This is a genomic window from Kitasatospora sp. MBT63 (assembly GCF_000710465.2).
Taxonomy (GTDB): domain Bacteria; phylum Actinomycetota; class Actinomycetes; order Streptomycetales; family Streptomycetaceae; genus Kitasatospora.
Window position 1 is genome coordinate 1 of sequence record NZ_JAIZ01000192.1, and the last position, 22901, is coordinate 22901.

At 72.4% G+C, this 22901-nt stretch carries 18 protein-coding genes, 1 tRNA gene and 1 pseudogene; 12 read left to right on the forward strand and 8 right to left on the reverse strand.

Annotated features, from left to right (window positions below):
• A partial coding sequence (locus AA75_RS13460) for an ATP-dependent helicase C-terminal domain-containing protein (protein WP_033820204.1) occupies positions 1-1289 on the forward strand: 1289 nt, incomplete at its 5' end.
• A gap of 66 nt (positions 1290-1355) precedes the next feature.
• Here AA75_RS13460 and AA75_RS13465 read toward each other — a convergent pair.
• The 3 genes from AA75_RS13465 to polA all read right to left on the reverse strand — a co-directional run bounded on the left by AA75_RS13465 (position 1356) and on the right by polA (position 5450).
• Positions 1356-1868, reverse strand: coding sequence for a hypothetical protein (locus AA75_RS13465; protein ID WP_033820205.1), 513 nt, complete (start codon positions 1866-1868; stop codon positions 1356-1358).
• A gap of 110 nt (positions 1869-1978) precedes the next feature.
• A complete protein-coding gene (locus AA75_RS13470; RefSeq protein WP_051812281.1) occupies positions 1979-2713 on the reverse strand; it encodes a hypothetical protein in 735 nt (244 codons plus the stop codon).
• Positions 2714-2771: 58 nt separating this feature from the next.
• Positions 2772-5450: a DNA polymerase I gene (gene polA, locus AA75_RS13475; protein ID WP_033820206.1), complete on the reverse strand. Its 2679-nt coding sequence runs from the start codon at positions 5448-5450 to the stop codon at positions 2772-2774.
• 225 nt (positions 5451-5675) lie between these two features.
• Here polA and AA75_RS13480 point away from each other — a divergent pair, with 225 nt between their 5' ends.
• The 7 genes from AA75_RS13480 (at position 5676) to AA75_RS13510 (ending at position 12987) form a co-directional block, all read left to right on the forward strand.
• Entirely contained in the window at positions 5676-6128 is a 453-nt protein-coding gene (locus AA75_RS13480) for a PaaI family thioesterase (RefSeq protein WP_033820207.1), read from the forward strand.
• A gap of 85 nt (positions 6129-6213) precedes the next feature.
• Complete coding sequence (locus AA75_RS13485; protein ID WP_051812283.1) at positions 6214-6906, forward strand: hypothetical protein; 693 nt, start codon at positions 6214-6216, stop codon at positions 6904-6906.
• Positions 6907-7195: 289 nt separating this feature from the next.
• The gene (locus AA75_RS13490; RefSeq protein ID WP_033820208.1) at positions 7196-8422 is read left to right on the forward strand and encodes a branched-chain amino acid ABC transporter substrate-binding protein; all 1227 of its coding nucleotides are present in this window, start codon (positions 7196-7198) and stop codon (positions 8420-8422) included.
• Between the two features lie 225 nt (positions 8423-8647).
• Positions 8648-9577, forward strand: coding sequence for a branched-chain amino acid ABC transporter permease (locus AA75_RS13495; RefSeq protein ID WP_033820209.1), 930 nt, complete (start codon positions 8648-8650; stop codon positions 9575-9577).
• A gap of 19 nt (positions 9578-9596) precedes the next feature.
• Complete coding sequence (locus tag AA75_RS13500) at positions 9597-11381, forward strand: branched-chain amino acid ABC transporter permease (protein ID WP_033820210.1); 1785 nt, start codon at positions 9597-9599, stop codon at positions 11379-11381.
• An 8-nt stretch (positions 11382-11389) separates the two neighbouring features.
• Entirely contained in the window at positions 11390-12274 is an 885-nt protein-coding gene (locus tag AA75_RS13505; RefSeq protein ID WP_033820236.1) for an ABC transporter ATP-binding protein, read from the forward strand.
• Complete coding sequence (locus AA75_RS13510) at positions 12271-12987, forward strand: ABC transporter ATP-binding protein (RefSeq protein WP_033820211.1); 717 nt, start codon at positions 12271-12273, stop codon at positions 12985-12987. Before AA75_RS13505 ends, AA75_RS13510 begins: the two co-directional genes overlap by 4 nt.
• Positions 12988-13083: 96 nt before the next feature.
• Here the strand turns inward: AA75_RS13510 and AA75_RS13515 are convergent, their stop codons facing one another.
• Positions 13084-13734, reverse strand: coding sequence for an ANTAR domain-containing response regulator (locus tag AA75_RS13515; RefSeq protein ID WP_033820212.1), 651 nt, complete (start codon positions 13732-13734; stop codon positions 13084-13086).
• A 96-nt stretch (positions 13735-13830) separates the two neighbouring features.
• On the opposite strand from AA75_RS13515, the gene AA75_RS13520 reads away from it, so the two are divergent.
• Both AA75_RS13520 and AA75_RS13525 read left to right on the forward strand, forming a co-directional pair.
• Positions 13831-13908, forward strand: a tRNA-Leu gene (locus AA75_RS13520).
• 105 nt (positions 13909-14013) lie between these two features.
• Positions 14014-14794: pseudogene (locus AA75_RS13525) on the forward strand (helix-turn-helix domain-containing protein).
• A gap of 48 nt (positions 14795-14842) precedes the next feature.
• Here the strand turns inward: AA75_RS13525 and AA75_RS13530 are convergent.
• Together AA75_RS13530 and pyk are read right to left on the reverse strand one after the other, a co-directional pair.
• A complete protein-coding gene (locus AA75_RS13530) occupies positions 14843-15826 on the reverse strand; it encodes a hypothetical protein (protein ID WP_033820213.1) in 984 nt (327 codons plus the stop codon).
• 229 nt (positions 15827-16055) lie between these two features.
• Positions 16056-17483, reverse strand: a complete 1428-nt coding sequence (pyk, locus tag AA75_RS13535; protein ID WP_033820214.1) for a pyruvate kinase — start codon at positions 17481-17483, stop codon at positions 16056-16058.
• Between the two features lie 427 nt (positions 17484-17910).
• On the opposite strand from pyk, the gene AA75_RS13540 reads away from it, so the two are divergent.
• The gene (locus AA75_RS13540) at positions 17911-19728 is read left to right on the forward strand and encodes a bifunctional UDP-sugar hydrolase/5'-nucleotidase (protein ID WP_033820215.1); all 1818 of its coding nucleotides are present in this window, start codon (positions 17911-17913) and stop codon (positions 19726-19728) included.
• Positions 19729-19801: 73 nt separating this feature from the next.
• Here AA75_RS13540 and AA75_RS13545 read toward each other — a convergent pair whose 3' ends face one another.
• The gene (locus tag AA75_RS13545) at positions 19802-20434 is read right to left on the reverse strand and encodes a hypothetical protein (protein ID WP_033820216.1); all 633 of its coding nucleotides are present in this window, start codon (positions 20432-20434) and stop codon (positions 19802-19804) included.
• A gap of 142 nt (positions 20435-20576) precedes the next feature.
• Positions 20577-21812: an MFS transporter gene (locus tag AA75_RS13550; protein WP_051812286.1), complete on the reverse strand. Its 1236-nt coding sequence runs from the start codon at positions 21810-21812 to the stop codon at positions 20577-20579.
• An 83-nt stretch (positions 21813-21895) separates the two neighbouring features.
• On the opposite strand from AA75_RS13550, the gene AA75_RS13555 reads away from it, so the two are divergent.
• Positions 21896-22867, forward strand: coding sequence for an ArsR family transcriptional regulator (locus AA75_RS13555; RefSeq protein ID WP_033820238.1), 972 nt, complete (start codon positions 21896-21898; stop codon positions 22865-22867).
• The last annotated feature ends 34 nt before the right edge of the window (positions 22868-22901 follow it).

Below are 22901 nucleotides of genomic sequence, written 5' to 3' on the forward strand. Positions count from 1 at the left end.
CCCTGGCCGCACTGGGCGCGGTCGACGCGGACGGCCGGGCCACCGCGAAAGGACGCCGGATCGCCCGCACCGGGCTGCACCCGCGGCTCGCCCGGGCGCTGCTGGACGGCGCCGCGGCGGTCGGCGCCCGGCGCGCCGCCGAACTGGTCGCACTGCTCTCCGAGGAGCCGCCGCGGGCGCTCGGCGACGACCTGGCGGAGGTCTGGCGCTCGGTGCGCGGCGGCGGTGACGGCTACCCCCGCCGCTGGCGGGAGGAGGTCCGGCGGCTGCAGCGCGCGGTCGACGCGCCGGTGACCGCACTGCCCGACCGGGCGGCGGCCGGGCTGGTGGTCGCGCTCGCCCACCCCGAACGGATCGCCCGGGCCCGCGGGACGGACGGCCCGTACCTGATGGCCTCCGGCACCGCGGCCGAACTCCCGCCCGGCGCACGGCTGTCGGGCACGCGGTGGCTGGTGGTGGCGGACGCGGACCGCCCGGCCGGCGCGCCGTCGGCCCGGATCCGGCGGGCCGTGGCGCTCGACGAGGACACCGCCCTGCAGGCCGGCGCGACCCTGCTGAGCCGGCGCCAGGAAGTGGAATGGTCGACCCGGGACGGCGAACTGACGAGCCGCCAGGTGGTGGCGCTGGGTGCGATCGAGCTGGCCGCCGAGCCGCTCAAGTCACCCGATCCGGTGCTGGTGCGGGCCGCCCTGCTGGCGGGCCTGGCCCGGGAGGGGGTGGGGGCGCTGCTCGGCTGGCCGCCGGCCGCGGCCGCGCTGCGCGAGCGGCTGGCCTTCCTGCACCGGGCGCTGGGCGAGCCCTGGCCGGACGTGTCGGACCGGGCGCTGCTGGAGGCGGCCGAGCGGTGGCTGGAGCCCGAACTCTCCCGTGCCCGGCGCCGGTCGGACCTGGCCCGGATCGACACCGCGGCCGCGCTGCAGCGGCTGCTGCCGTGGGCGGGCGGCGAGGCGGGGCGGCTGGACGAGCTGGCACCGGAGCGGATCACGGTACCGACCGGCTCCCGGATCCGGGTCGACTACTCCGGCGACCGGCCGGTGCTGGCGGTCAAGCTGCAGGAGCTGTTCGGCTGGCAGGCCGCCCCGGCGCTGGCCGGCGGGCGGGTACCGCTGACGGTCCACCTGCTCTCCCCCGCCGGGCGCCCGGCGGCCGTCACCGGCGATCTGGCCGGGTTCTGGCGCGAGGGCTACAAGGCGGTCCGGGCCGAACTCCGCGGCCGCTACCCGCGCCATCCGTGGCCCGAGGACCCGGCATCCGCCGAGCCGACCCGGCGGGCCAACCCGCGGAAGTGAGCCCGCCGTTGCCGACGGCCGCCCGGCCCTGCGGTACGGGCGGCCCTACGGTACGGGCGGGACGGTCTACTGCTTGGGCGAGGCGGCCGGGTCGGGCGGCGGGGTGAGGGTCCGCACCGGGTCGCAGGTCATCACGGTGCCGGCCGCGTCGCGCTGGCAGTTCGGGTCGACCGGCGCCGGGTGGTGGTCGCAGTGGCAGTTGTCGGTACCCGGGGTGATCTCGCTGCGGGGCTTCGTGGTGGCGCGCCGGGTGGGCGCGGCGCTCTTGGCGGCCGTGGTGGCCTGCACGGTGGCCGCCGGGGTGCTGAGGGCCGGGGCGGGGTCGGTGGCCGGCGGTGCGGTGGGCTCGGCGCCGGGCGGGGGTGAGGGAGCGGGTGACGGCGACAGCGACGCGGCCGGCGAGGGTGCGGCGGACAGGTTGGGCACCGCCGCGGGGGTGCGCGCGGGCGCCGGGCCGGACCCGGTGAGCGCCCAGACGGCCAGTCCGGCCGCGCCCACGATCCCGACCGCGGCCAGGGCCGCCGGCCGTACCCGCCCGCGCCGCACCGGCGCCGGCTGCCCGGCGTCGTCCTGGTCCATGGCCGCTCCCCCCTCCGGCCGATATGATCATCGGCCCGCGTTGCGCGGGATCCTAGTCGAGGTCCGGAGGTGCCCGGCGCCGGGGCCGGAGGCGCGGTTCAGCGGCCGGTTCAGCGGGCGGTGAAGGGGAGCGGGTGGTGGCGCAGGAAGCGCGCGCCCTGCCGGAGGTAGCCGCGCGGGTTGGTGTCCAGGTGGGCCGCCCAGCCGGGCCGCGCCTCGCCGCGCAGGTGGGCGTAGCAGGCCAGCGCGTAGCCGTACGCCTCCTGCGGCAGGTAGCCGAGCCGGTGGCGGCTGATCCGGTCGCCGTCGACGGTCCGGGTGAAGGCGGCGTTGGCGTTGAAGACCCCGAAGCCGAAGAAGACGGTGAGCAGGTCGGTCAGCGGCTCGCCGTCTGGGCGGTCGGGGTCGGTCCGCCGCTCGGCGATCAGCCGGACGTGCCCCAGCTCGTGGGCGATGGTGGCGACCAGCGAGAGCGGACGCGCGCCCTGCTCCTGGCCGACGGCCACCACCGGGCGCCCGTGCTCGATCCGGAAGTGGCCGGCCGCCCCGCTGGAGCTGACCGTCAGCCCCAGTTCGGCGGCCATCCGGTCGGCCTGCGGGTCGTACTCCTCGATCTCGATCGACAGCCCGTCCGGGTCCACGCCGAAGTCCCCGCACAGCCGGACCACCAGCGCGCGGATCTGCTCCGGTGAGCCGTCGAACGGGCCGGGGAAGTGCTCGGCCGTCGGCAGGACCGGCGGCCGCAGCAGCACCTCGGGCCCGAACTCGGCCAGCAGCCAGGCCAGCGACTCCTCGATCCAGGCCCGCTCCTCGGGCCCGACCGGGCATCTGGTGGCACCGAACATCCGCGACTCCCCCCGTCGGCCGGGCGGCGCCCGCCACCCGGCCCGACGGTAGCGCGGCTCAGTGCGCGGCCGCCTCCCAGTTCGCACCGACGCCGACCGAGACGTCCAGCGGGGCGCGCAGCGGGTACGCGCCGGCCATCTGCTCGCGGACCAGCGCCTCGACCTGCTCGCGCTCGCCGGGGGCCAGTTCCAGCACGATCTCGTCGTGGACCTGAAGCAGCATCCGGGAGGCCAGGCCGGCCCTGGTGAGCTCCTCGTCGACCCGCAGCATGGCGAGCTTGACGATGTCGGCCGCCGAACCCTGGATCGGGGCGTTCAGCGCCATCCGCTCGGCCATCTCGCGGCGCTGGCGGTTGTCGCTGGTGAGGTCCGGCAGGTAGCGGCGGCGGCCGAGCAGGGTCTCGGTGTAGCCGACCGCGCGGGCCTCCTCGACCACCCGGTGCAGGTACTCGCGCACCCCGCCGAAGCGCAGGAAGTAGGTGTCCATCAGGCCCTGGGCCTCGGCCGGCTTGATGCCGAGCTGCTGCGAGAGCCCGTACGCGGACAGGCCGTAGGCGAGGCCGTAGGACATCGCCTTGATCTTGCGGCGCATCTCGGCGTCGACCGCCTCCGGGGCGACCTCGAACACCTGCGAGGCGACCGTGGTGTGCAGGTCCTCGCCGCTCTCGAAGGCCTCGATCAGCGCCGCGTCCTCCGAGAGGTGCGCCATGATCCGCAGCTCGATCTGCGAGTAGTCGGCGGTGAGCAGCGCCTCGTACCCCTCACCGACCACGAAGGCGCGGCGGATGGCCCGGCCCTCCTCGGTGCGGACCGGGATGTTCTGCAGGTTCGGGTCCTGCGAGGAGAGCCGGCCGGTGGCGGCGACCATCTGGTTGAAGGTGGTGTGGATCCGGCCCTGCGGCGAGACGGTCTTGAGCAGGCCCTCGACGGTGGTGCGCAGCTTGGCCTGGTCGCGGTGGCGCAGCAGGATGACCGGCAGTTCGTTGGTGGTCTGGCCGGCCAGCCAGGTCAGTGCGTCGGCGTCGGTGGTGTAACCGGTCTTGATCTTCTTGGTCTTGGGCAGCGCCAGCTCGCCGAACAGGATCTCCTGGAGCTGCTTGGGCGAGCCGAGGTTGAACGGGTGGCCGGCGGCGGCGTGCGCCTCCTCGACGCAGCGCTGGATCTCGGTGGCGAACTGCGCCTCCAGGCCGGTGAGCCACTCCCGGTCGGCGGCGATGCCGTAGCGCTCCATCCGGGCCAGCAGGGCGGCGATCGGCAGCTCCATGTCGTGGAACAGCTCGACCGCGCCGACCTCGGCCAGCCTGGTCTCGAACAGCGCGGCCAGGTCGAGGATCGCCCGGGCCTGCACCATCAGGGCCTGGGCGGCGGCGGTGCCGTCCTCCTCCTCGGCGTCGAAGGAGAGCTGCCCGCTCTCCACGGCCGCGGCGGGGGCCAGCGAGCGGGCCAGGTACTCCTCGGCCAGCACGTCGAGGGTGAAGGTGCGCCGGCCGGGCTTCTCCAGGTACGCGGCGAGGGCGGTGTCGGCGGTGACGCCGGCGACCTGCCAGCCCTGCTCGGCGAAGGCGCGCAGCACGTGCTTGGCGATGTGCAGGGCCTTGGGGCGGGAGGCGTCGGCGAGCCAGGCGGTGAAGGCGCGGTCGTCGGCCTCGCCGAGCTGCGCCGGGTCGAACCAGGCGGCGGTGTCGCCGGCGGCCAGCGCGATCTCCTGGACCTCGCCGGAGCCGAGCGCCCACCGGTAGACGGCGGCGAGGGCGACCAGGCCCTTGCCGTGCTGGTCGAGCCAGCCGGCCAGGGCGCCGGGCTCGGTGAGCAGTTCGCCGTCGACGTCGAGGCCGGGCGGGGCCTCGGCGGCGGCCTCGGGCTCGGCGCCGGCCGGGTCGATGCCCTGGATCCGGTCGCGGAAGTTGGGGTTGCGGAACTCCAGGCTCTCCATGAGCCGTCCGACGGCCTCCTTGTCGAAGGGCTCGCGGCCGAGGTCGGTGACGCCGAGCGGCAGTTCGACGTCGCGGACCAGCTCGGTCAGGACGCGGTTGCGCTTGACCGAGTCGAGGTGCTCGCGGAGCTTCTCGCCGATCTTGCCCTTGACCTCGTCGGCCCGCTCGACCAGCTGCTCGAAGGAGCCGAACTGGTTGACCCACTTCGCGGCGGTCTTCTCGCCGACGCCGGGGATGCCGGGCAGGTTGTCCGACGGGTCGCCGCGCAGCGCGGCGAGGTCCGGGTACTGGGCGGGGGTGACGCCGTACTTCTCGGCGACCTTCTCCGGGGTGTAGCGGGTGAGCTCGGAGACGCCCTTGGTCGGGTAGAGCACGGTGGTGCGGTCGGTGACCAGCTGGAGCGAGTCGCGGTCGCCGGTGACGATCAGGACCTCGAAGCCCTCGGCCTCGGCGGCGGTGACCAGGGTGGCGATCACGTCGTCGGCCTCGAAGCCCTCGACGGACAGCCGCCGGATGCTCATCGCGTCCAGCAGTTCGTGGATCAGGCCGATCTGGCTGCGGAACTCGTCCGGGGTCTTGGCGCGGTTGGCCTTGTAGTCCGGGAACTCCTCGGAGCGGAAGGTCTGCCGGGAGACGTCGAAGGCGACCGCGAGGTGGGTGGGCCGCTCGTCCCGCACGGTGTTGGCGAGCATCGAGGCGAAGCCGTAGACGGCGTTGGTCGGCTGGCCGGTGGTGGTGTTGAAGTTCTCCACCGGCAGGGCGTAGTACGCCCGGTACGCCATCGAATGCCCGTCGAGCAGCATCAGCCGGGGCCGGCCCCCCGCACCCTCGCCCGCGCCCTTGCCTGCACTCTGCGTAGCCACGTCCACGTCCGTCCTGCCGGTTCCACTGCCAGCAACAGATCCTATGGCCCGGCGCCGACATCGGACGTGAGGACGCCGGGCACCGCACCGGGGCCGCCCGCCGGCGCCGGTCGTACGATCACTGACAGCACCACCCCGTGACCCTCATCCAGCGGCAGGAGCGCCATGACCGACGAGGCCCCCGTTCTCAACGTGCCCCAGGACGTGCTCGACCACTTCGCCAAGCTCGGTGTCACCGCGCAGACGTTCTCCGGCGGGCACCTGGGCGACAAGCTCGGCATCAAGGTGGTGGAGGCGTCGCCGGACCGGGTGGTGGGGACCATGCCGGTGGAGGGCAACCAGCAGCCGTACGGGCTGCTGCACGGCGGTGCGTCGGCGGCGCTGGCCGAGACGCTCGGCTCGATCGGGGCGATGCTGCACGCCGGTCCGGGCCGGTACGCGGTGGGCGTCGACCTGAACGCCACCCACCACCGTTCGGCCACCTCGGGCCTGGTGACGGCGGTGGCGACCGCGGTCTTCAAGGGGCGCACCGCCGCCACGTACGAGATCGCGGTCACCGACGACACCGGCCGGCGGATCACCAGTTGCCGTCTGACCTGCATGCTCCGCGATCTCTGAGCGGCCACCGCCGCCCCCTCGTTCGAACGCCGGTTTGGTGCTCGCCCCACCGGGGCAGGCCATGGCCAGACGAGGGGGCGGTGGCATGTCCGGGACACGGCAGGGGCGCGGCGGCGAGCCGCCGGACCGGCACGGTTCCCTCGGCCCGGTCGAGCCCGCCGAGGGCACCCGGGCGCCTGCCGCCCGACCGTCCGACCCGCCCCGCACCCGGCGCCCGACGAAGCGTCAGATCTACGCGGTGGCTGCCCTGTTGCTCGCGGCGGCCACGCTCGTCACGGTCCGGCACGCCGCCGGCCCAAACACCGCCGCCCGGCCCGAGCAGGCGGCCAACTCACCGCCGCCGTACCCCGCGCAGATCGCGCACTTCCACTACGCCGGCGTCCGCTCGGCGGCCACCGGGCCGGGCGCGGAGTTCGTCCTGCTGCTGGCCGTCGAGGACGAGGGCCCCGGGCCGGTCGACCTGCTGGCCCTGCGCCAGGGCTACCGGGGCCTGTCCGCCGAGCTGTTGGGCCCCGTGCCGCGGCGGATCGAGGCGGGCGCGGTGGCCCGGCTGGAGGTGCGCTTCCTGGTGACCGACTGTGCCGCGGCCCCGCCGGACGCCGGGATGCCCTTTCTGGATGTAACGCTGCGTAACACGCGTGCAATCCAGACCGCGAGTCAGATCCTCGGGGACGGCTACCCGGGAGATCTCTCGCGAAACCTCCATATCGCCTGTCCGGATTCCGATATCCGGACGCGAGTGCCCGTTCCGCCCTCCCCGAACACTACTGTCCGATAACCGGACATTCCTTGGGTGAGCAGGGAATCCAGCGGTACAGCCTTCCACAGGACGAGACGCGATCCGCTATCCGGAGCCCGGAAAGGGCCATCGGCTCAGCATGTGAGATTTTCGGCAGGGGTACTGATAACAACAGAATCACAGGTTGACCGGACCTCTGCCCGAGCCGCCGAACCCGTTCTAGAGTCACGGCCAGTCACCGCGCCAACCGATTGGGCCTGGCCCAGCGCGCGACGTGGCCGGCCGCCGACTTGGGCGCCGCGCCTTCCTGATCCAGAAGGGAACCCTCGTGCGTAAGAGTTCACTGCTTGTCGTGAGCATTGCCGTCACCGGAGCTCTCACCCTCTCCGCCTGCGGCTCGCGCGGTGAGAAGAAGGCCGGCGACGACGCCGCCGCCGGCACCGTCGTCACCATCGGCGTCGACGCGCCGCTGACCGGCCCGCTCTCCGCCCTCGGCCTCGGCATCCAGCACTCCGTCGAGCTCGCGGCCAAGGTCGCCAACGACAACAAGGAAGTTCCGGGCGTCACCTTCAAGGTCAAGGCCCTCGACGACAAGAAGTCGCCGCAGGAAGGCCAGCAGAACGCCACCGCCCTGGTCGCCGACAAGAGCGTCCTCGGCGTGGTCGGCCCGCTGAACTCCGGCGTCGCCCAGTCCATGCAGCAGGTCTTCGAGGCCGCCAGCCTGGCCGAGGTCTCCCCGGCGAACACCAACCCGGCGCTGACCCAGGGCGAGAAGTTCGACACCGAGAAGAAGCGCCAGTTCAAGAGCTACTTCCGGACCGCCACCACCGACGCGATCCAGGGCCCCTTCGCCGCTCAGTACGCCTACAACGACCTGAGCAAGAAGAAGGCCTACCTGATCGACGACAAGAAGACCTACGGCGTCGGCCTGGTCGCCGCCTTCCAGAAGGAGTTCACCAAGCTCGGCGGTACGGTCGCGGGCAGCGACCACATCGACGAGAACAACCTGGACTTCTCCGCCGTCGTCACCAAGGCCAAGGCCGCCGGCGCCGACATCATCTACTACGGCGGCGAGTACCCGCAGTCCGGCCCGCTCACCGACCAGCTCAAGAAGGCCGGCGTCACCGTCCCGGTCATGGGCGGCGACGGCATGTACGACCCCGAGTACATCAACAAGGCCAACAAGAACGCCGACGGCGACCTCGCCACCTCGGTCGGCGCCCCGGTCGAGTCCCTGGACTCCGCCAAGAAGTTCGTCGCCGACTACGCGGCCGCCAAGTACGCCGACCCGTACGCCGCCTACGGCGGTTACTCCTACGACGCCGCCTGGGCCATCGTCCAGGGCGTCAAGGCCGTGGTCGCCGCCAACAGCGGCAAGGTGCCGGACGGCGCCCGCGCCAAGGTCGTCGACGCGCTCTCCAAGGTCAGCTTCGACGGCGTGACCGGCAAGGTCGCCTTCGACGAGTACGGCGACGCCGTCAACAAGCAGCTGACCGTCTACGTCGTGAAGAACGGCGCCTGGACCGTCGCCAAGTCCGGCACCTACTCCGGCTGATCCACCGCCGCGCCGCCCCGGCGGCGCGGCACCCCGGAGGACCGGCGGCGGACCGGCCCACCGGGCGCACCACGGCACCACCGCGGTAACGGCACCACACCACGAACCACCAGGCGGGGGGCGCTGCGAACCAGCGCCCCCCGCTGTACATCCCATGTACGCCACCCGGTTCGAGCCGACCCCCACACCGAACCCACCCAACCGAATCCCCTCGGAGGCCCAGCGGTGCACCAACTGCCGCAGCAGCTGGCCAACGGCCTGATCCTCGGCGCCCTTTACGGGTTGATCGCGATCGGCTACACAATGGTCTACGGCATTGTCCAGCTCATCAACTTCGCCCACGGCGAGATCTTCATGACAGGTGGGTTCGGAGCCCTCACCACCTACCTCGTCCTCCCGTCCGGCACCAGTCTGTGGCTGGCCCTGCCCCTGATGCTGCTCGGCGGAGTCCTCGTCGCCGTGCTCATCGCCGTCGCCGCCGAACGCTTCGCCTACCGGCCGCTGCGCGGAGCACCCAAGCTGGCCCCCCTGATCACCGCGATCGGCCTGTCCATCGCGCTGCAGCAGGTCGTCGAGCAGTTCTACCCCGGCGCCAAGTCCGGCCGCAGCTTCCCGCAACTCCCCGGCGGCCCGTACGTCTTCGGCCCGGTCACCCTGCAGCCCGCGGACTTCTACCTCTTCATAGCCGCCCCGCTGTGCATGGGCGCCCTCGCCGCCTTCGTCGGCAAGACCCGCACCGGCCGCGGCATGCAGGCCACCGCGCAGGACCCCGACACCGCCAAGCTGATGGGCATCAACACCGACCGCATCATCGTGATCGCGTTCGCCCTCGGCGCCGCGTTCGCCGCCGTCGCCTCCATCGGATGGGGCCTGCGCTACGGCCAGGTCGCCCCCACCATGGGCTTCCTCGCCGGCCTCAAGGCCTTCACCGCGGCCGTCCTCGGCGGCATCGGCAACATCTACGGCGCGATGCTCGGCGGACTCGTCCTCGGCGTCGCCGAGGCCATGGCCACCGCGTACATCCAGGAGATCCCCGGCATGCACCAGCTCGGCGGCGGCTCCTGGGCCAACGTCTGGGCCTTCGTGCTGCTCATCGTCGTCCTCCTCGTGAGACCACAGGGTCTACTCGGGGAACGCGTCGCGGACCGGGCCTGAGGAAGCGGGAGACCACACCATGAGCACCACCACGCGCAGTGCCATCCCGATGCCCCCCGCGGCCGCCAAGGCCCTGGTCGCCGCAGGCGGCCTGGCCACCGCCGCCAGCACCTTCGTCCACTGGACCTGGACCTCCGAGTTCCCCGGCGACCTCACCGTCGACGGGTACCCCGGCGGCCTCCAGATCCTCACCCTGGTCGCAGGCCTGCTCACCGCGCTGTTCGCCCTCCCGCTCTACCACGTCAAGGGCACCCGCTGGCTCAGCCCGGCCGGCCCCGAGGCCGCCGCACTGGTCCTCGCCGCAGGCGCCTTCGCCACCACCTGGTTCACCCTGATCGCCATCAGCTACGAGCTCGGCGGCGTCGCCAACCTCGAACCGGGCGGCTACCTGGCCGGCCTCGCCTCGCTGCTCCCGCTGCTCGGCGCCCTCGGCCTGCCCCGGGAGGCCACCGCCGAGCGCTGGCAGTCGACCGGCAACCCGGCCGCCGCACTGCGCTTCGCGGTCAGCAAGCTGGTCGGCACCCGCCCCGACCAGCGCCCCGCCGCCCCGCTCAACCGCTGGGTCGAGGTCCTCATCATCATCGCGGCGGCCGCCATCGGCCTGACCGTCTTCACCTACGGCATCACCACCGAGTACGGCGAGCTGTTCATCGGCTTCCTGATCCTGGCCGCCTTCGGTGCCTGGGCCCTGATGCGCGGCGGCCTGATCGCCCAGCTCACCGCGATCAACGCACGCCACCGCGGCACCACCACGGCCGCCGCGTTCGCCGCCGCCGCCGCGTTCCCCTTCACCCAGAGCGACGACCACTTCGCCAGCGTCGGCGTCAACATCCTGATCTTCGCCACCGTCGCCCTCGGCCTCAACGTCGTCGTCGGCCTGGCCGGTCTGCTCGACCTCGGCTACGTCGCCTTCCTCGGCGTCGGCGCCTACGCCGCCGCCCTGGTCTCCGGCTCCAGCTCCTCCCCGGTCGGCGTCCACTTCCCGTTCTGGGCCGCCGCCCTGACCGGCATGGCCGCCGCCCTGGTCTTCGGCGTCGTCATCGGCGCCCCCACCCTGCGGCTGCGCGGCGACTACCTCGCCATCGTCACCCTCGGCTTCGGAGAGATCTTCCGGATCGCCGTCAACAGCCTCGACGGCATCTCCGGCCCCAAGGTCACCAACGGCCCCAACGGCATCCGCAACATCCCGGACCTCGACATCCTCGGGTTCAACTTCGGGGCGGAGCACAGCTTCGGCTCCTTCACCCTCGGCCGCTTCGCCAACTACTTCCTGCTGATGCTGCTGGTCACCGCGTTCGTCGTGGTCATCTTCAGCCGCGCCAACGACTCCCGGATCGGCCGCGCCTGGGTCGCCATCCGCGAGGACGAGACCGCCGCCCAGGCCATGGGCATCAACGGCTTCAAGCTCAAGCTGCTCGCCTTCGCCCTCGGCGCCGCCCTCGCCGGCCTCGCCGGCACCGTGATGGCCCACGTCAGCTACAGCGTCGTCCCCGACCCCTACCAGTTCGCCGGACCCGTCCCGCCCAACAGCGCCTTCCTGGTCGCCGCAGTCGTCCTCGGCGGCATGGGCACCATCAGCGGACCGCTGCTCGGCGCCACCCTGCTCTACCTGATCCCCGAGAAGCTGGTCTTCCTCAAGAACTACCAGCTGCTCGTCTTCGGCATCGCCCTCGTCCTGCTGATGCGGGTGCGCCCCGAAGGCCTGATCGCCAACCGCCGCGCCCAGCTCGAGTTCCACGAGGACGCCGCCGACGCCGAGCCGCCGGTGACCGACGAACCCGTACTCACCAAGGCAGGGGCGTGACCCGCACCATGACCACCAGCACCGTCCCCGCCCAGCGGCCCGCCGACCAGGCACCCGGCACCCCGATCCTCGAAGCCACCGGCGTCATCATGCGGTTCGGCGGCCTCACCGCCGTCAACAACGTCGACCTCACCGTCAACAGCGGCGAGATCGTCGGCCTGATCGGCCCCAACGGCGCCGGCAAGACCACCTTCTTCAACTGCCTCACCGGCCTGTACGTCCCCACCGAGGGCACCGTCCGGTACAAGGGCACCGTCCTGCCGCCCAAGCCGCACCTGGTCACCCAGGCCGGCATCGCCCGGACCTTCCAGAACATCCGGCTGTTCGCCAACATGACCGTCCTCGAGAACGTCCTGGTCGGCCGGCACACCCGCACCAAGGAAGGCCTCTTCTCCGCCATCCTGCGCGGCCCCGGCTACCGCAGGGCCGAGGCCGAGAGCCGCGAGCGCGCCATGGAACTCCTCGCGTTCTGCGGCCTCGACCACAAGGCCGAGCACCTCGCCCGCAACCTGCCCTACGGCGAGCAGCGCAAGCTGGAGATCGCCCGCGCCCTCGCCAGCGACCCCGGCCTGCTCCTCCTCGACGAGCCCACCGCCGGCATGAACCCGCAGGAGACCCGGGCCGCCGAGGAACTGGTCTTCGCCATCCGCGACAAGGGCATCGCGATCCTGGTCATCGAGCACGACATGCGGTTCATCTTCAACCTGTGCGACCGCACCGCCGTCCTGGTCCAGGGCCAGAAGATCGTCGAAGGTGACCGCGAGACCGTCCAGAACGACGAGCGCGTCATCACCGCCTACCTCGGCGCCCCGCTGGAGGGCGCCACCGAGGCCGCCGCGGCCACCGAGGCCCCGGCGGCAAGCACGGACCCCAGCACGGAGGACGACCAGTGACCGCGCTCCTTGAGGTCGAGGACCTCCGCGTCTCCTACGGCAAGATCGAAGCCGTCAAGGGCATCAGCTTCACCGTCAACCAGGGCGAGGTCACCACCCTCATCGGCACCAACGGCGCCGGCAAGACCACCACCCTGCGCACCCTGTCCGGTCTGCTCCGGCCGACCGCCGGGAAGATCACCTTCGACGGCGCCCCGCTCACCCAGGTGCCCGCCCACAAGATCGTGGCACTCGGCATGGCCCACTCCCCCGAGGGCCGCCACATCTTCCCCCGGATGACCATCGAGGAGAACCTCCTCCTCGGCGCGTTCCTGCGCAAGGACACCCCGGGCATCACCGAGGACGTGGAGCGCGCCTACACGCTCTTCCCGATCCTCGGCGAACGCCGCAAGCAGGCCGCCGGCACCCTGTCCGGCGGCGAGCAGCAGATGCTCGCCATGGGACGCGCCCTGATGTCCCGTCCGAAGCTCCTGATGCTGGACGAGCCCTCGATGGGCCTGTCCCCGCTGATGATGCAGAAGATCATGGCGACCATCGTCGAACTCAAGGCCGCCGGCACCACCATCCTGCTCGTCGAGCAGAACGCCCAGGCCGCCCTCTCCCTCTCCGACCAGGGCTACGTCATGGAGACCGGCCGCATCGTGCTCACCGGCACCGGCGCCGACCTGCTCCACGACGAGTCGGTGCGCAAGGCGTACCTCGGCGAGGACTGAGCAGCACTGCGATACCGCACCACCAGCACAGCACTGCGCCCCGCCGGGTACCGCCCGGCGGGGCGCAGTGCTGTGGCTCTCCGCAGAAGCCGCGGATCAGGCCTCGGACTCGGCCTTCTTGCGGTCCTGGGCGTCGCCCTCCTCGATCACGGCCTGCGCCACCGCGGCCATGGTCATCCGGCGGTCCATCGAGGTCTTCTGGATCCAGCGGAACGCGGCCGGCTCGGTCAGCCCGAACTTGGTCTGCAGCACGCTCTTCGCCCGGTCCACCAGCTTGCGGGTCTCCAACCGCTGGGTGAGATCCGCGATCTCCTCCTCCAGCGTCCGCATCTCGGTGTACCGGGACACCGCCATCTCGATCGCCGGCACCAGGTCGCTCTTGGAGAACGGCTTCACGATGTACGCCATCGCACCGGCGTCCCGGGCCCGGTCCACCAGCTCGCGCTGCGAGAACGCGGTCAGCATCAGCACCGGCGCCAGGTGCGCCTCGTGGATCTGCTCGGCCGCCGAGAGGCCGTCCAGGACGGGCATCTTCACGTCCAGGATCGCCAGGTCCGGCTTGAGCTCCTCGACCAGCCGCACCGCGGTCGCACCGTCACCCGCCTCACCGACGACGGTGTAACCCTCCTCCTCCAGCATCTCCTTCAGGTCGAGGCGGATCAGCGCCTCGTCCTCGGCGATGACAATTCGGGTGATCTGGGGCAGGTCGGGCTCAAGCGGCTGGGGCTGCTCGTCGGCGGTGCTCACGGGGCTCCTCGTTCCGGCGGGGTGCTGCATGCACGAGCCTACCTAGACGCGGTATGTTGGTGTCACACGGGGAGGCCATCCGCCTTCGAAGTGTAGGCCCCGATAGCCCAATTGGCATGAGGCAATGGTCTCAAACACCATACAGTGTGGGTTCGAATCCCACTCGGGGCACCAAGCCTTTGATTTCAAGGCTGGCAATGGAGCGGGGACGTTCATCATCTCGGGTGAATTTCCCCCGTGTGCCTGACTTGATCGGGCCGCAGCCGAACACTCGCTGCCATGCACGATCCCAGGATCCGGCAACGCGCCACCACCCTGCTCCGCAACGGGAGCCGCAACGTCGACGTGGCACGCCTCCTCGGCGTCCCGGCCGGCACGGTCTCGCACTGGAAGCACCTGGACCTGGCCAGACGCGGCGCGTTGCCCGGCCGGAAGCCGTCGACCTGCCCGCACTGCCACGGCGACCCGCTCGATGCACCCGCGTACAGCCACCTGCTCGGGCTCTACCTCGGCGACGGCTACCTCGTCCTGCCCCGACAGCACCGCGCGCACAGCCTCCAGGTCACCTGCGACGACAGGTGGCCAGGGCTCATGGACGAGGTTGAGCGCACCTTCCGCCGGGTGCTGCCGAACAACAAGCCCTGCCGGGTCAGGCGGACCGGATGCCATGACATCAAGGTCTACTCGAAGCATCTGCCCTGTCTGTTCCCGCAGCACGGCCCCGGCAAGAAGCACGAGCGCCCGATCGTCCTCGAGCGCTGGCAGCAGGACGTCGTGGACGCCCATTCGTGGGAGCTGCTCTGGGGTCTGCTGCACTCCGACGGGTGCCGGATCACCAACTGGGCGACCAGGACGGTCGGCGGGGTCACCCGGCGCCACGTACCCGCGGTACTTCTTCACCAACACCTCGGCCGACATCGTCCGGCTCTTCACCACCACCCTGGACGCCGTGGGCGTCGGCTGGACCGCCGTCCGGCGGCCCACCGGGGCGGTCAACGTCTCGGTCGCCCGGCGGGCGTCGGTGGCGTTGCTGGACGCGCACGTCGGGCCCAAGCGGTGACGGCGCGGCCCTCCCCCACGGAGGGCCGCGCCGCCGGGCGGCGGGGTGTCAGTTGACCGGGCCGCTGTCCTTGACGCCGGTGGCCGGGAAGGTGGCGGTGGCGGGGGCCGCGGTGTTGTCGGGGTCGGTGACGGAGAGGGTGTAGTCGCCGTCGGTGGCGCCCTGGAAGACGAACCAGGCGACCTGGTCCTGGCGGGTGGGGCGGTCGGGGTAGATGGCCTCGATGGGGGCGACGGTGGGGCCGACCTCCTGGCCGTTCGGGAGCTTGAGGCGCAGGGTGGCGCCGTCGACGGCCATTCCGGCCGGGCCGACCTTGCCGTTCAGGTCGAAGACGACCTTCAGGGCGCGCTGGCCGAGGGTGAGGGCGCCGTCGCCGCTGCCGCCGCCGACGTCCGCGCGCAGTTCGGCGGACTTGAGCGTGAGCCCGAGGCGGCCGGAGGTGATGGTGGCCGCGGTGGGGAGTTTGAGCTCGACGGGGGCGAGGGTGACGGCGGGGCGGCCGCCCTTGCCGAGCGGGACGGCGGCCTGGGCCTGGCCGGACTCGCCGAGGACGAGTGAGGCGCCGTCGTAGCCGAAGGTGCCGGTGCCGGTGAAGGTGATGGGCAGCGGGTTGGTGGCGCCGGGGGTGGGCGGGGCGGCGGTGCCGACGTCGCCGCGGACGGGGGTGCCGTTGAGGTCGAGGGCGATGTCGGGCCAGTAGTGGACCGGGCTGGTCCGGAAGGTGTTGGTGACGGTGGTGGTGAGGACGACCTTGTAGCCGCTGCCGTCGGGGTCGGGGGTGTAGGCGGCGGTCTTGATGTCGAAGCGCAGTCCGCCCCAGTAGGCGGTCCGGTCGATGGTGACGGTGCCGGCGGCGGCCTTCCCGGCCGGGCTCGCGGTGGTGGCGGCGCCCGGGGCGGCGGTGGTGGCGGTCGGGGCGGCGGGCGCGGCGTCGGAGCTGCCGGTGGGGTCGCAGGCGGTGGCGAGGCCTGCGGCGAGGAGGGCTGCGGCGAGGGCGAGGGTGGTGGATCTGCGCGGTCTGCTGCTGCTCATGGCGGGTTGTCCCCTTGTGGGCGGCCCTGCTGCCGGGCCGGTCGAGGGGAACGTACCCGGGTGGACGGGGTGTGCGGGGCGCTGTGACCGGATGGGGACGGTTCCGGTGCCCGCCCGCTGTGATCGGTGCGGGAACGTGAAGCCGGCCGCCGGTGGGCGGCCGGACGCACGGCGGCGCCGCCCCTCCCGAAGGGGCGGCGCCGGTGGGGTGTTGCAGGGTGCGGGGCGGTCAGTTGTGGAGTTCGCCGACGTGGTGGACGCGGACCAGGTTGGTGGAGCCGGCCAGGCCGGGGGGCGAGCCGGCGGTGATGATGACGATGTCGCCGCGCTGGCAGCGGCCGAGGCTGAGCAGCTGCGCGTCGACCTGGGCGACCATCTCGTCGGTGGTGGGGACGAAGGGGCCGAGGAAGGTCTCCACGCCCCAGGTGAGGGCGAGTTGGCTGCGCACGGGCGGCTCGTAGGTGAAGGCGAGCACGGGGATGGGCGAGCGGTAGCGGGTGAGGCGGCGGGCGGTGTCGCCGCTCTGGGTGAAGGCGATCAGGTACTTGGCGTCGAGGAAGTCGCCGATCTCGGCGGCCGCGCGGGCGACGGCTCCGCCCTGGGTGCGGGGCTTGTTGTGTTCGGTGAGCGGGGGGAGGCCGGCGGCGAGGATGTCGGCCTCGGCGGCTTCGATGATGCGGCTCATGGTCTTGACGGTCTCGACCGGGTACTTGCCGACGGAGGTCTCGCCGGAGAGCATCACGGCGTCGGTGCCGTCGAGGACGGCGTTGGCGACGTCGGAGGCCTCGGCGCGGGTGGGCCGGGAGGCGTTGATCATCGAGTCGAGCATCTGGGTGGCGACGATGACCGGCTTGGCGTTGCGCTTGGCCAGCTTGACGGCGCGCTTCTGGACGATCGGGACCTGCTCCAGGGGGAGTTCGACGCCCAGGTCGCCGCGGGCGACCATGATGCCGTCGAAGGCGTCGACGATGGCTTCGAGGTTGTCGACGGCCTGCGGCTTCTCGATCTTGGCGATGACGGGGAGGGTGCGGCCCTCCTCGGCCATGATCCGGTGCACCTCGTCGATGTCCTTGGCGGTGCGGACGAAGGAGAGGGCGATCAGGTCGGCGCCGGTGTTGAGGGCCCACCGCAGGTCGGCGACGTCTTTGTCGCTGAGTGCGGGGACGGAGACGGCGACGCCGGGGAGGTTGAGTCCCTTGTGGTCGGAGATGAGGCCGCCCTCGATGACGATGCAGTGCACGCGGGGGCCGTCGACGTGGGTGACTTCGAGGCAGACACGGCCGTCGTCGATGAGGATGCGTTCGCCGCGGGAGACGTCGGCGGCGAGGCCGGGGTAGGTGGTTCCGCAGCGGTCGCGGTCGCCCTGGACGTCTTCGACGGTGATCGTGAACTCGTCGCCGCGTTCAAGAAGTACCGGTCCGTCGGCGAAGGTGCCCAGCCGGATCTTCGGGCCCTGGAGATCGACGAGGATGCCGACGCTGCGGCCGGCCTCGTCGGAGGCCTTGCGGACCCGGCGGTAGCGTTCCTCGTGCTCCAGTTGGGTGCCGTGGCTGAGGTTGAATCGGGCGATGTCCATTCCGGCGTCGACCAGGGCTTTGATCTGGTCGAACGTGTCGGCGGCCGGCCCGAGGGTACAGACGATTTTTGCTCGGCGCATGTCTCTAGAGCGTAGGCATTACCGGTGCGTAACAACGAAGTTCCGCCGGGCCGCGCGGTGGCAGTTGCAGAAAGTTTTGATTAACAAACTGACACATCGTGACTTGCCGTGCGGAGAGTTGGAGTTCTCTCCGATGGACGGACCGCCGCGAGCTGCGCGGACACCCCGGCGGGCGGTCTTCGGGAGCCTCCGGGGGGCCTCCGGTCGGTGGCGGGGGTGAGGCCGGCCGCGGCCGGTTGACGCACCGGGGCCGGGCCCCGGTGACCCGGCGCGGTCGGCGCGTCACGCCGGGGTCGCCAAGATCTCACCTGCTGGAAACGTCCGGGGGCTGGCCCCCGCACGTTCGGACGGGCAGACTTCTACGCGCGTCACGACCTGGTCCCGCCAGTGCACCTGACGGTCCGTCCGCCCCACGTTGGAGTCGTTCATGCCCCTGAACCGCCGTGATTTCGTGACCCGCTCCGCCGCCACCGCGGCCGGCGCCGCCCTGGTCGGCGCCGTCCCGGTGGCCGCCGCCACACCGGCCGCCGCCAAGGGCGCCGACGAGGTGGCCGGGCGGGCGCCGGCCAAGGAGACCTTCACCGTGATGGGCACCACCGACCTGCACGGCCACGTGCTCAACTGGGAGTACTTCACCGACTCCGAGTACGACGACAAGGCGCACAACGACGTCGGCCTGGCCAAGATCTCCACCCTGGTGAAGCAGGTCCGCGAGGAGAAGGGCTGCCACCGCACCCTGCTGATCGACGCGGGCGACACCATCCAGGGCACCCAGCTGTCGTACTACTACGCCCGGGTCGAGCCGATCACCGGCAAGCGCCCGCCGAAGCACCCGATGGCCGCCGCGATGAACGCGATCGGCTACGACGCGGCCGCGCTCGGCAACCACGAGTTCAACTACGGCATCCCGCTGCTGCGCGCCTACGAGAAGCAGCTGGACTTCCCGCTGCTCGGCGCCAACGCGCAGGACGCGAAGAGCGAGCGCCCGGCCTTCGCCCCGTACGTGATCAAGGAGCTGCACCTCGGCCACGGGCGGCCGCTGCGGGTGGGCATCCTCGGGCTGACCAACCCGGGCATCGCCATCTGGGACAAGGCCAACGTCTCGGGGCAGCTGGTCTTCCCCGGCATCGTCGAGATGGCGCAGAAGTACGTGCCGCGGCTGCGCGCGGCGGGCGCCGACGTCGTGGTGGTGGCCTCGCACTCGGGCATGGACGAGGTCTCCTCCTACGGCGACCAGCTGCCCTGGCCGGAGAACGCCTCGGTGCAACTGGCCGAGACCGTGCCGGGGGTCGACGCAGTGCTCGTGGGTCACGCGCACAAGGAGATCCCGCAGCGGCTGGTGGTCAACAAGACCACCGGGAAGACCGTGGTGCTCTCCGAGCCGCTGTGCTGGGGCGAGCGGCTGACCTGCTTCGACTTCGAGGTGGAGTACCGGCGCGGTGCGTGGTCGGTCACCGCCGTCACCTCCCGGGTGCTGAACTCCAACACGGTGGCCGAGGACCCGGCGATCGTGAAGCTGATCGGCGCCCAGCACAAGAAGGTGGTCGGCTACGTCAACCAGGTGATCGGCACCAGCAAGACCGAACTGTCCATCGCCGAGGCCCGGTTCAAGGACGTCCCGATCATCGACCTGATCGGCCGGGTGCAGGCCGACGCCGTCAGGACCGCCCTGGCCGGCACCTCGTACGCGGCGCTGCCGGTGCTGGCCCAGGCCGCGCCGTTCAACCGCACCGCGCTGATCCCGGCCGGCGAGGTGAAGCTGCGGGACGCCGCCGGGCTGTACATCTACGAGAACACCCTGGAGGCCCGGCTGCTCACCGGCGCCCAGATCAAGGACTACCTGGAGTACTCCGCCCGGTACTTCGCACAGCTGGCACCGAGCGACCCGGTCAACCTGGACACCCTGACCAACCAGCTCAACATCCCGGACTACAACTACGACTCGGTCTACGGGGTGTCCTACGACATCGACCTGACCCAGCCGGTCGGCTCGCGGATCACCGGCCTGTCGTACGAGGGCAAGCCGGTCGAGCCGGCCGCCCAGTTCGTCCTCGCGGTCAACAACTACCGGGCCAACGGCGGCGGCAACTTCCCGCACGTCGCGGCCGCCACCAAGGTCTGGTCGAACTCCGACGAGATCCGCAACACGATGATCGCCTGGGTGAAGGCCAAGGGCGTGATCGACCCCACCGAGATCAGCGGTGGCACCTGGCGCCTGGTCCGTGCGGGCGTGCCGCTGTTCTAGACCGGACGGCACAGCGGGGGCCCGGCGGACACCACGTCCGCCGGGCCCCCGTTCGGTGGTCCGGGCGGCCCGGTCAGTCCAGCAGGCCGGACAGGGTGACGTAGAGGACCACCCGTTCCTCGGTGGCCCGGACGCCGACGCACAGCTTGCGCCGGTCCAGCAGCAGGCCGTTGGGCCGGCAGGTCTCCTTCGGCCGGCCGAGGGCGCGGGCGGTCTCGGCCGGGGACAGTCCCGTGGTGCTGCCCACGACGACCAGCCGGAAGCAGTTCCCGGTGCCGCAGCCGGCCTGCTGCGAGAGCTCGACCAGGCCGGGCGGCAGCTGCGGGACGTCCCGGGCGGACGGCGGCCCGGACGGCTCGGCGGTCGTGAGCACGTACAGCAGCGAGCCGAGGAGCGTGACGGCGAGCTGGGCGGCGAGCAGCCCGGTGGCGGCTCGCCGGCGGCGGATCCAGCGGTCTCGGCCGGGGCCCTCCTGCTGCCGTTCGAGCAGCACACCCCCGACGATCAGCACCACCGCCACCAGCGCGTACAGCAGGTGGGCGTCGGCCCGGCCGACCGGGGTCCAGCCGTGCTGCACGGCGAGGAGTGCGCCCGCGGCGGCGGCCAGGGCGACGGCGACCACCGGCCCGGTCTGCCGGGTCCTGGCCAGCAGCCACCAGGCGGCCGGCGGGATGGCGGCGAGGAGCAGGCCCAGTGCGCTCCACATGGCGGGCGACCCCCGGGGACGGATGGCGGTGGTACGGACGGATGACAGCGGTACGGGGGTGGGACGCCGGGCGGTGGCCGTCCGGTTGCACCGGTGTGGCCGCCGGGGCAGCGGGCACCGGTCGTCAGGCGGGCTCCGGTCGTCAGGCGGGCTCCGGGGTGCCGGTGCCGAGGCGTTCGAGGAGCAGCAGCGCCGGGACGGCGGCCAGGCTGAGGCCGCCGAGCAGTGCCCACGGCCAGGCGGGTCCCTGGGCGAGCAGCAGGGTGAGCAGGAACGGGGCGGCGGTCTGTCCGGCCGTCCAGGAGAGCTGGTAGACGGCGAGGTAGCGGCCGCGCAGGCGGGGGTCGGCGAGGCGGACGGAGAGTTCCTCGGAGAAGGGGCCCGCGACGGTCTCGGCGAGGTTGTAGATCAGCATGGCGAGGTGGGCCCCGGCCAGTGCGGCCCAGCCGGGCGCGGCGGCGAGCAGCGCGAACAGGGCGAAGGCGAGGGCGTTGAGCAGTGAGCCGGCGATCAGGACGCGGGTGGCGCGGCGGTGGCCGAGGCGGCGGGTGACGGCGGTCTGGGTGAGCACGATCTGGGCGCTGTTGAGGACCAGCAGCCAGCCGGCCAGCCAGGCCTGCTGGTGGAGTCCTTCGGTGAGGTAGAGGGCGAGCAGCAGGCTGAGGACGAGGGAGGCGAAGACGAAGCTGAGGTTGATCGCGACGAGCAGCAGGTAGCGGCGGTCGCGCAGGACGGTGCGGTAGCTGCCCTCGTGGCCGGTGCGGGTGGTGACGGGGGTGTTGAGGGGCCGCCAGGTGGCGAGCAGGGTGGCGGCGAGGGCGAAGCTGGCGGCGTTGAGCAGGACGGTGGCGCGCAGGCCGGTGGTGCCGCCGGTGGCGAGCAGCAGGGCGCCGAGAGCGCCGCCGACGGCGAGGCCGCCGTTGCGCAGGGCGCCGACCAGGGCGAACCAGCGGGGGCGGTCGCCGGGTTCGGCGGCGAGGACGACCAGGCCGGTGCTGGCGGTCCAGTAGGCGGCGGTGCCGGCCTGGGCGAGCAGGACGACGGTGATGATCTGCCAGGTCTGGTGGGCGGCGAGGAAGCCGGTGTGGGCGAGGGCGGAGAGCAGGTTGGCGGCGGCGGCGACCCGGCGGGCGCCGTAGCGGTCGATGACCGGGCCGGTCAGCAGGGCGACGGGCAGGGCGAGCAGCCGGGCGAGGCTGATGGCGGCGCCGATGGCGGGCAGGCCGAGGGTGGTGGTGCGGGCGAAGTAGACGACGGTGAAGGCGAGCAGGAGTCCGCTGCCGAGGCTGTCGACGAGGTGGGCGCCGAGGAGGTTACGCTGCCGTGCGGCCTTGGGCCGGCGGGTGCGGGGCGGGGTGTCGAGGGTCGCGCTGGTCATGCTGTCGATCGTCGGGCGCCGGGCGGGCGGGGCCCAGAGATTTCGTTCTGGTGGAATCCTCGGTGGAGTCCTGGGAGGGGTGGATGCTGACGCTGGAGTTCTCGGCGCAGGACGTGGCGCTGACCCGGTTCGCGTCCTCGCCGCTGTGGGAGGTGGTGAACAGCGTGCAGGTGTTGAAGGAGCCGGGCGCGCACGCGGTGCACCTGCCGTGGGTGCGGCAGGCCCGGGAGGCGCTGGCGGGGGTGGGGTTCGGGCTGCTGGAGCAGTTGGTGCCGGTGCCGACGGTGTACACGCCGGATTTCCTGACGCCGGTGCCGGTGGGTCTCGCCCCGACGTTGGAGGAGGAGTTGGCGCACCTGGTGGCGACGGAGCCGGCGCAGGTGCGGGTGGACCTGGGGCGGATCGAGGGCCGGTTGCCGCCGCTGGTGGCGGGGTTGCGGGCGGATCCGGTGGCGGGGCTGGCGCGGCTGGCCGGGGAGGTGCGGGCGTACTGGGCTGCGGCGTTGGAGCCGCACTGGCCGCGGATCGTCCGGCTGGTGGAGGGTGAGGTGCTGCGGCGGGCGCGGCAGATGTCGGTGGGCGGGCCGGCGGCGCTGTTCGAGGATCTGCATCCGCGGGTGTCGTGGGCGTCGGGGACGTTGCGGGTGGCGCACCGGTGGTTCGCGGCGGAGCGGGTGCTGGAGGGGGGCCGGGGGCTGGTGCTGGTGCCGTCGGTGTTCGCCTGGCCGGGGGTGTATTCGCAGTCGAATCCGCCGTTGCAGCCGGGTCTGGTGTACGCGCCGCGCGGGGTGGCGACGCTGTGGGAGCGGCCGGTGGCGGTGCCGGGTGGTCTGGCGGCGGTGCTGGGGCGGGCGCGGGCGCTGCTGCTGGCGGAGTTGGCGGCGCCGGTGTCGACGTCGGAGCTGGCGGAGCGTACGGGTCTGTCGGCGCCGAACGTGTCGCACCATCTGACGGCGCTGCGCGGGGCGGGTCTGGTGGCGCGCCACCGGACCGGGCGGACGGTGCTGTACCTGCGGACGGCGGTCGCGGAGTCGCTGGTGGCGGCGGGCGGGTAGGGGCGCCGGGGCGGCCCGGTTTCGGGCCGCCCCG

Coding starts and splice junctions, on each gene's coding strand:
- AA75_RS13465 (WP_033820205.1), bottom strand. CDS start 1,868: ATGGACCAGGACGACGCCGGGCAGCCGGCGCCGGTGCGGCGCGGGCGG.
- AA75_RS13470 (WP_051812281.1), bottom strand. CDS start 2,713: ATGTTCGGTGCCACCAGATGCCCGGTCGGGCCCGAGGAGCGGGCCTGG.
- polA (WP_033820206.1), bottom strand. CDS start 5,450: ATGCTGCTCGACGGGCATTCGATGGCGTACCGGGCGTACTACGCCCTG.
- AA75_RS13480 (WP_033820207.1), top strand. CDS start 5,676: ATGACCGACGAGGCCCCCGTTCTCAACGTGCCCCAGGACGTGCTCGAC.
- AA75_RS13485 (WP_051812283.1), top strand. CDS start 6,214: ATGTCCGGGACACGGCAGGGGCGCGGCGGCGAGCCGCCGGACCGGCAC.
- AA75_RS13500 (WP_033820210.1), top strand. CDS start 9,597: ATGAGCACCACCACGCGCAGTGCCATCCCGATGCCCCCCGCGGCCGCC.
- AA75_RS13505 (WP_033820236.1), top strand. CDS start 11,390: ATGACCACCAGCACCGTCCCCGCCCAGCGGCCCGCCGACCAGGCACCC.
- AA75_RS13530 (WP_033820213.1), bottom strand. CDS start 15,826: ATGAGCAGCAGCAGACCGCGCAGATCCACCACCCTCGCCCTCGCCGCA.
- pyk (WP_033820214.1), bottom strand. CDS start 17,483: ATGCGCCGAGCAAAAATCGTCTGTACCCTCGGGCCGGCCGCCGACACG.
- AA75_RS13540 (WP_033820215.1), top strand. CDS start 17,911: ATGCCCCTGAACCGCCGTGATTTCGTGACCCGCTCCGCCGCCACCGCG.
- AA75_RS13545 (WP_033820216.1), bottom strand. CDS start 20,434: ATGTGGAGCGCACTGGGCCTGCTCCTCGCCGCCATCCCGCCGGCCGCC.
- AA75_RS13550 (WP_051812286.1), bottom strand. CDS start 21,812: ATGACCAGCGCGACCCTCGACACCCCGCCCCGCACCCGCCGGCCCAAG.
- AA75_RS13555 (WP_033820238.1), top strand. CDS start 21,896: ATGCTGACGCTGGAGTTCTCGGCGCAGGACGTGGCGCTGACCCGGTTC.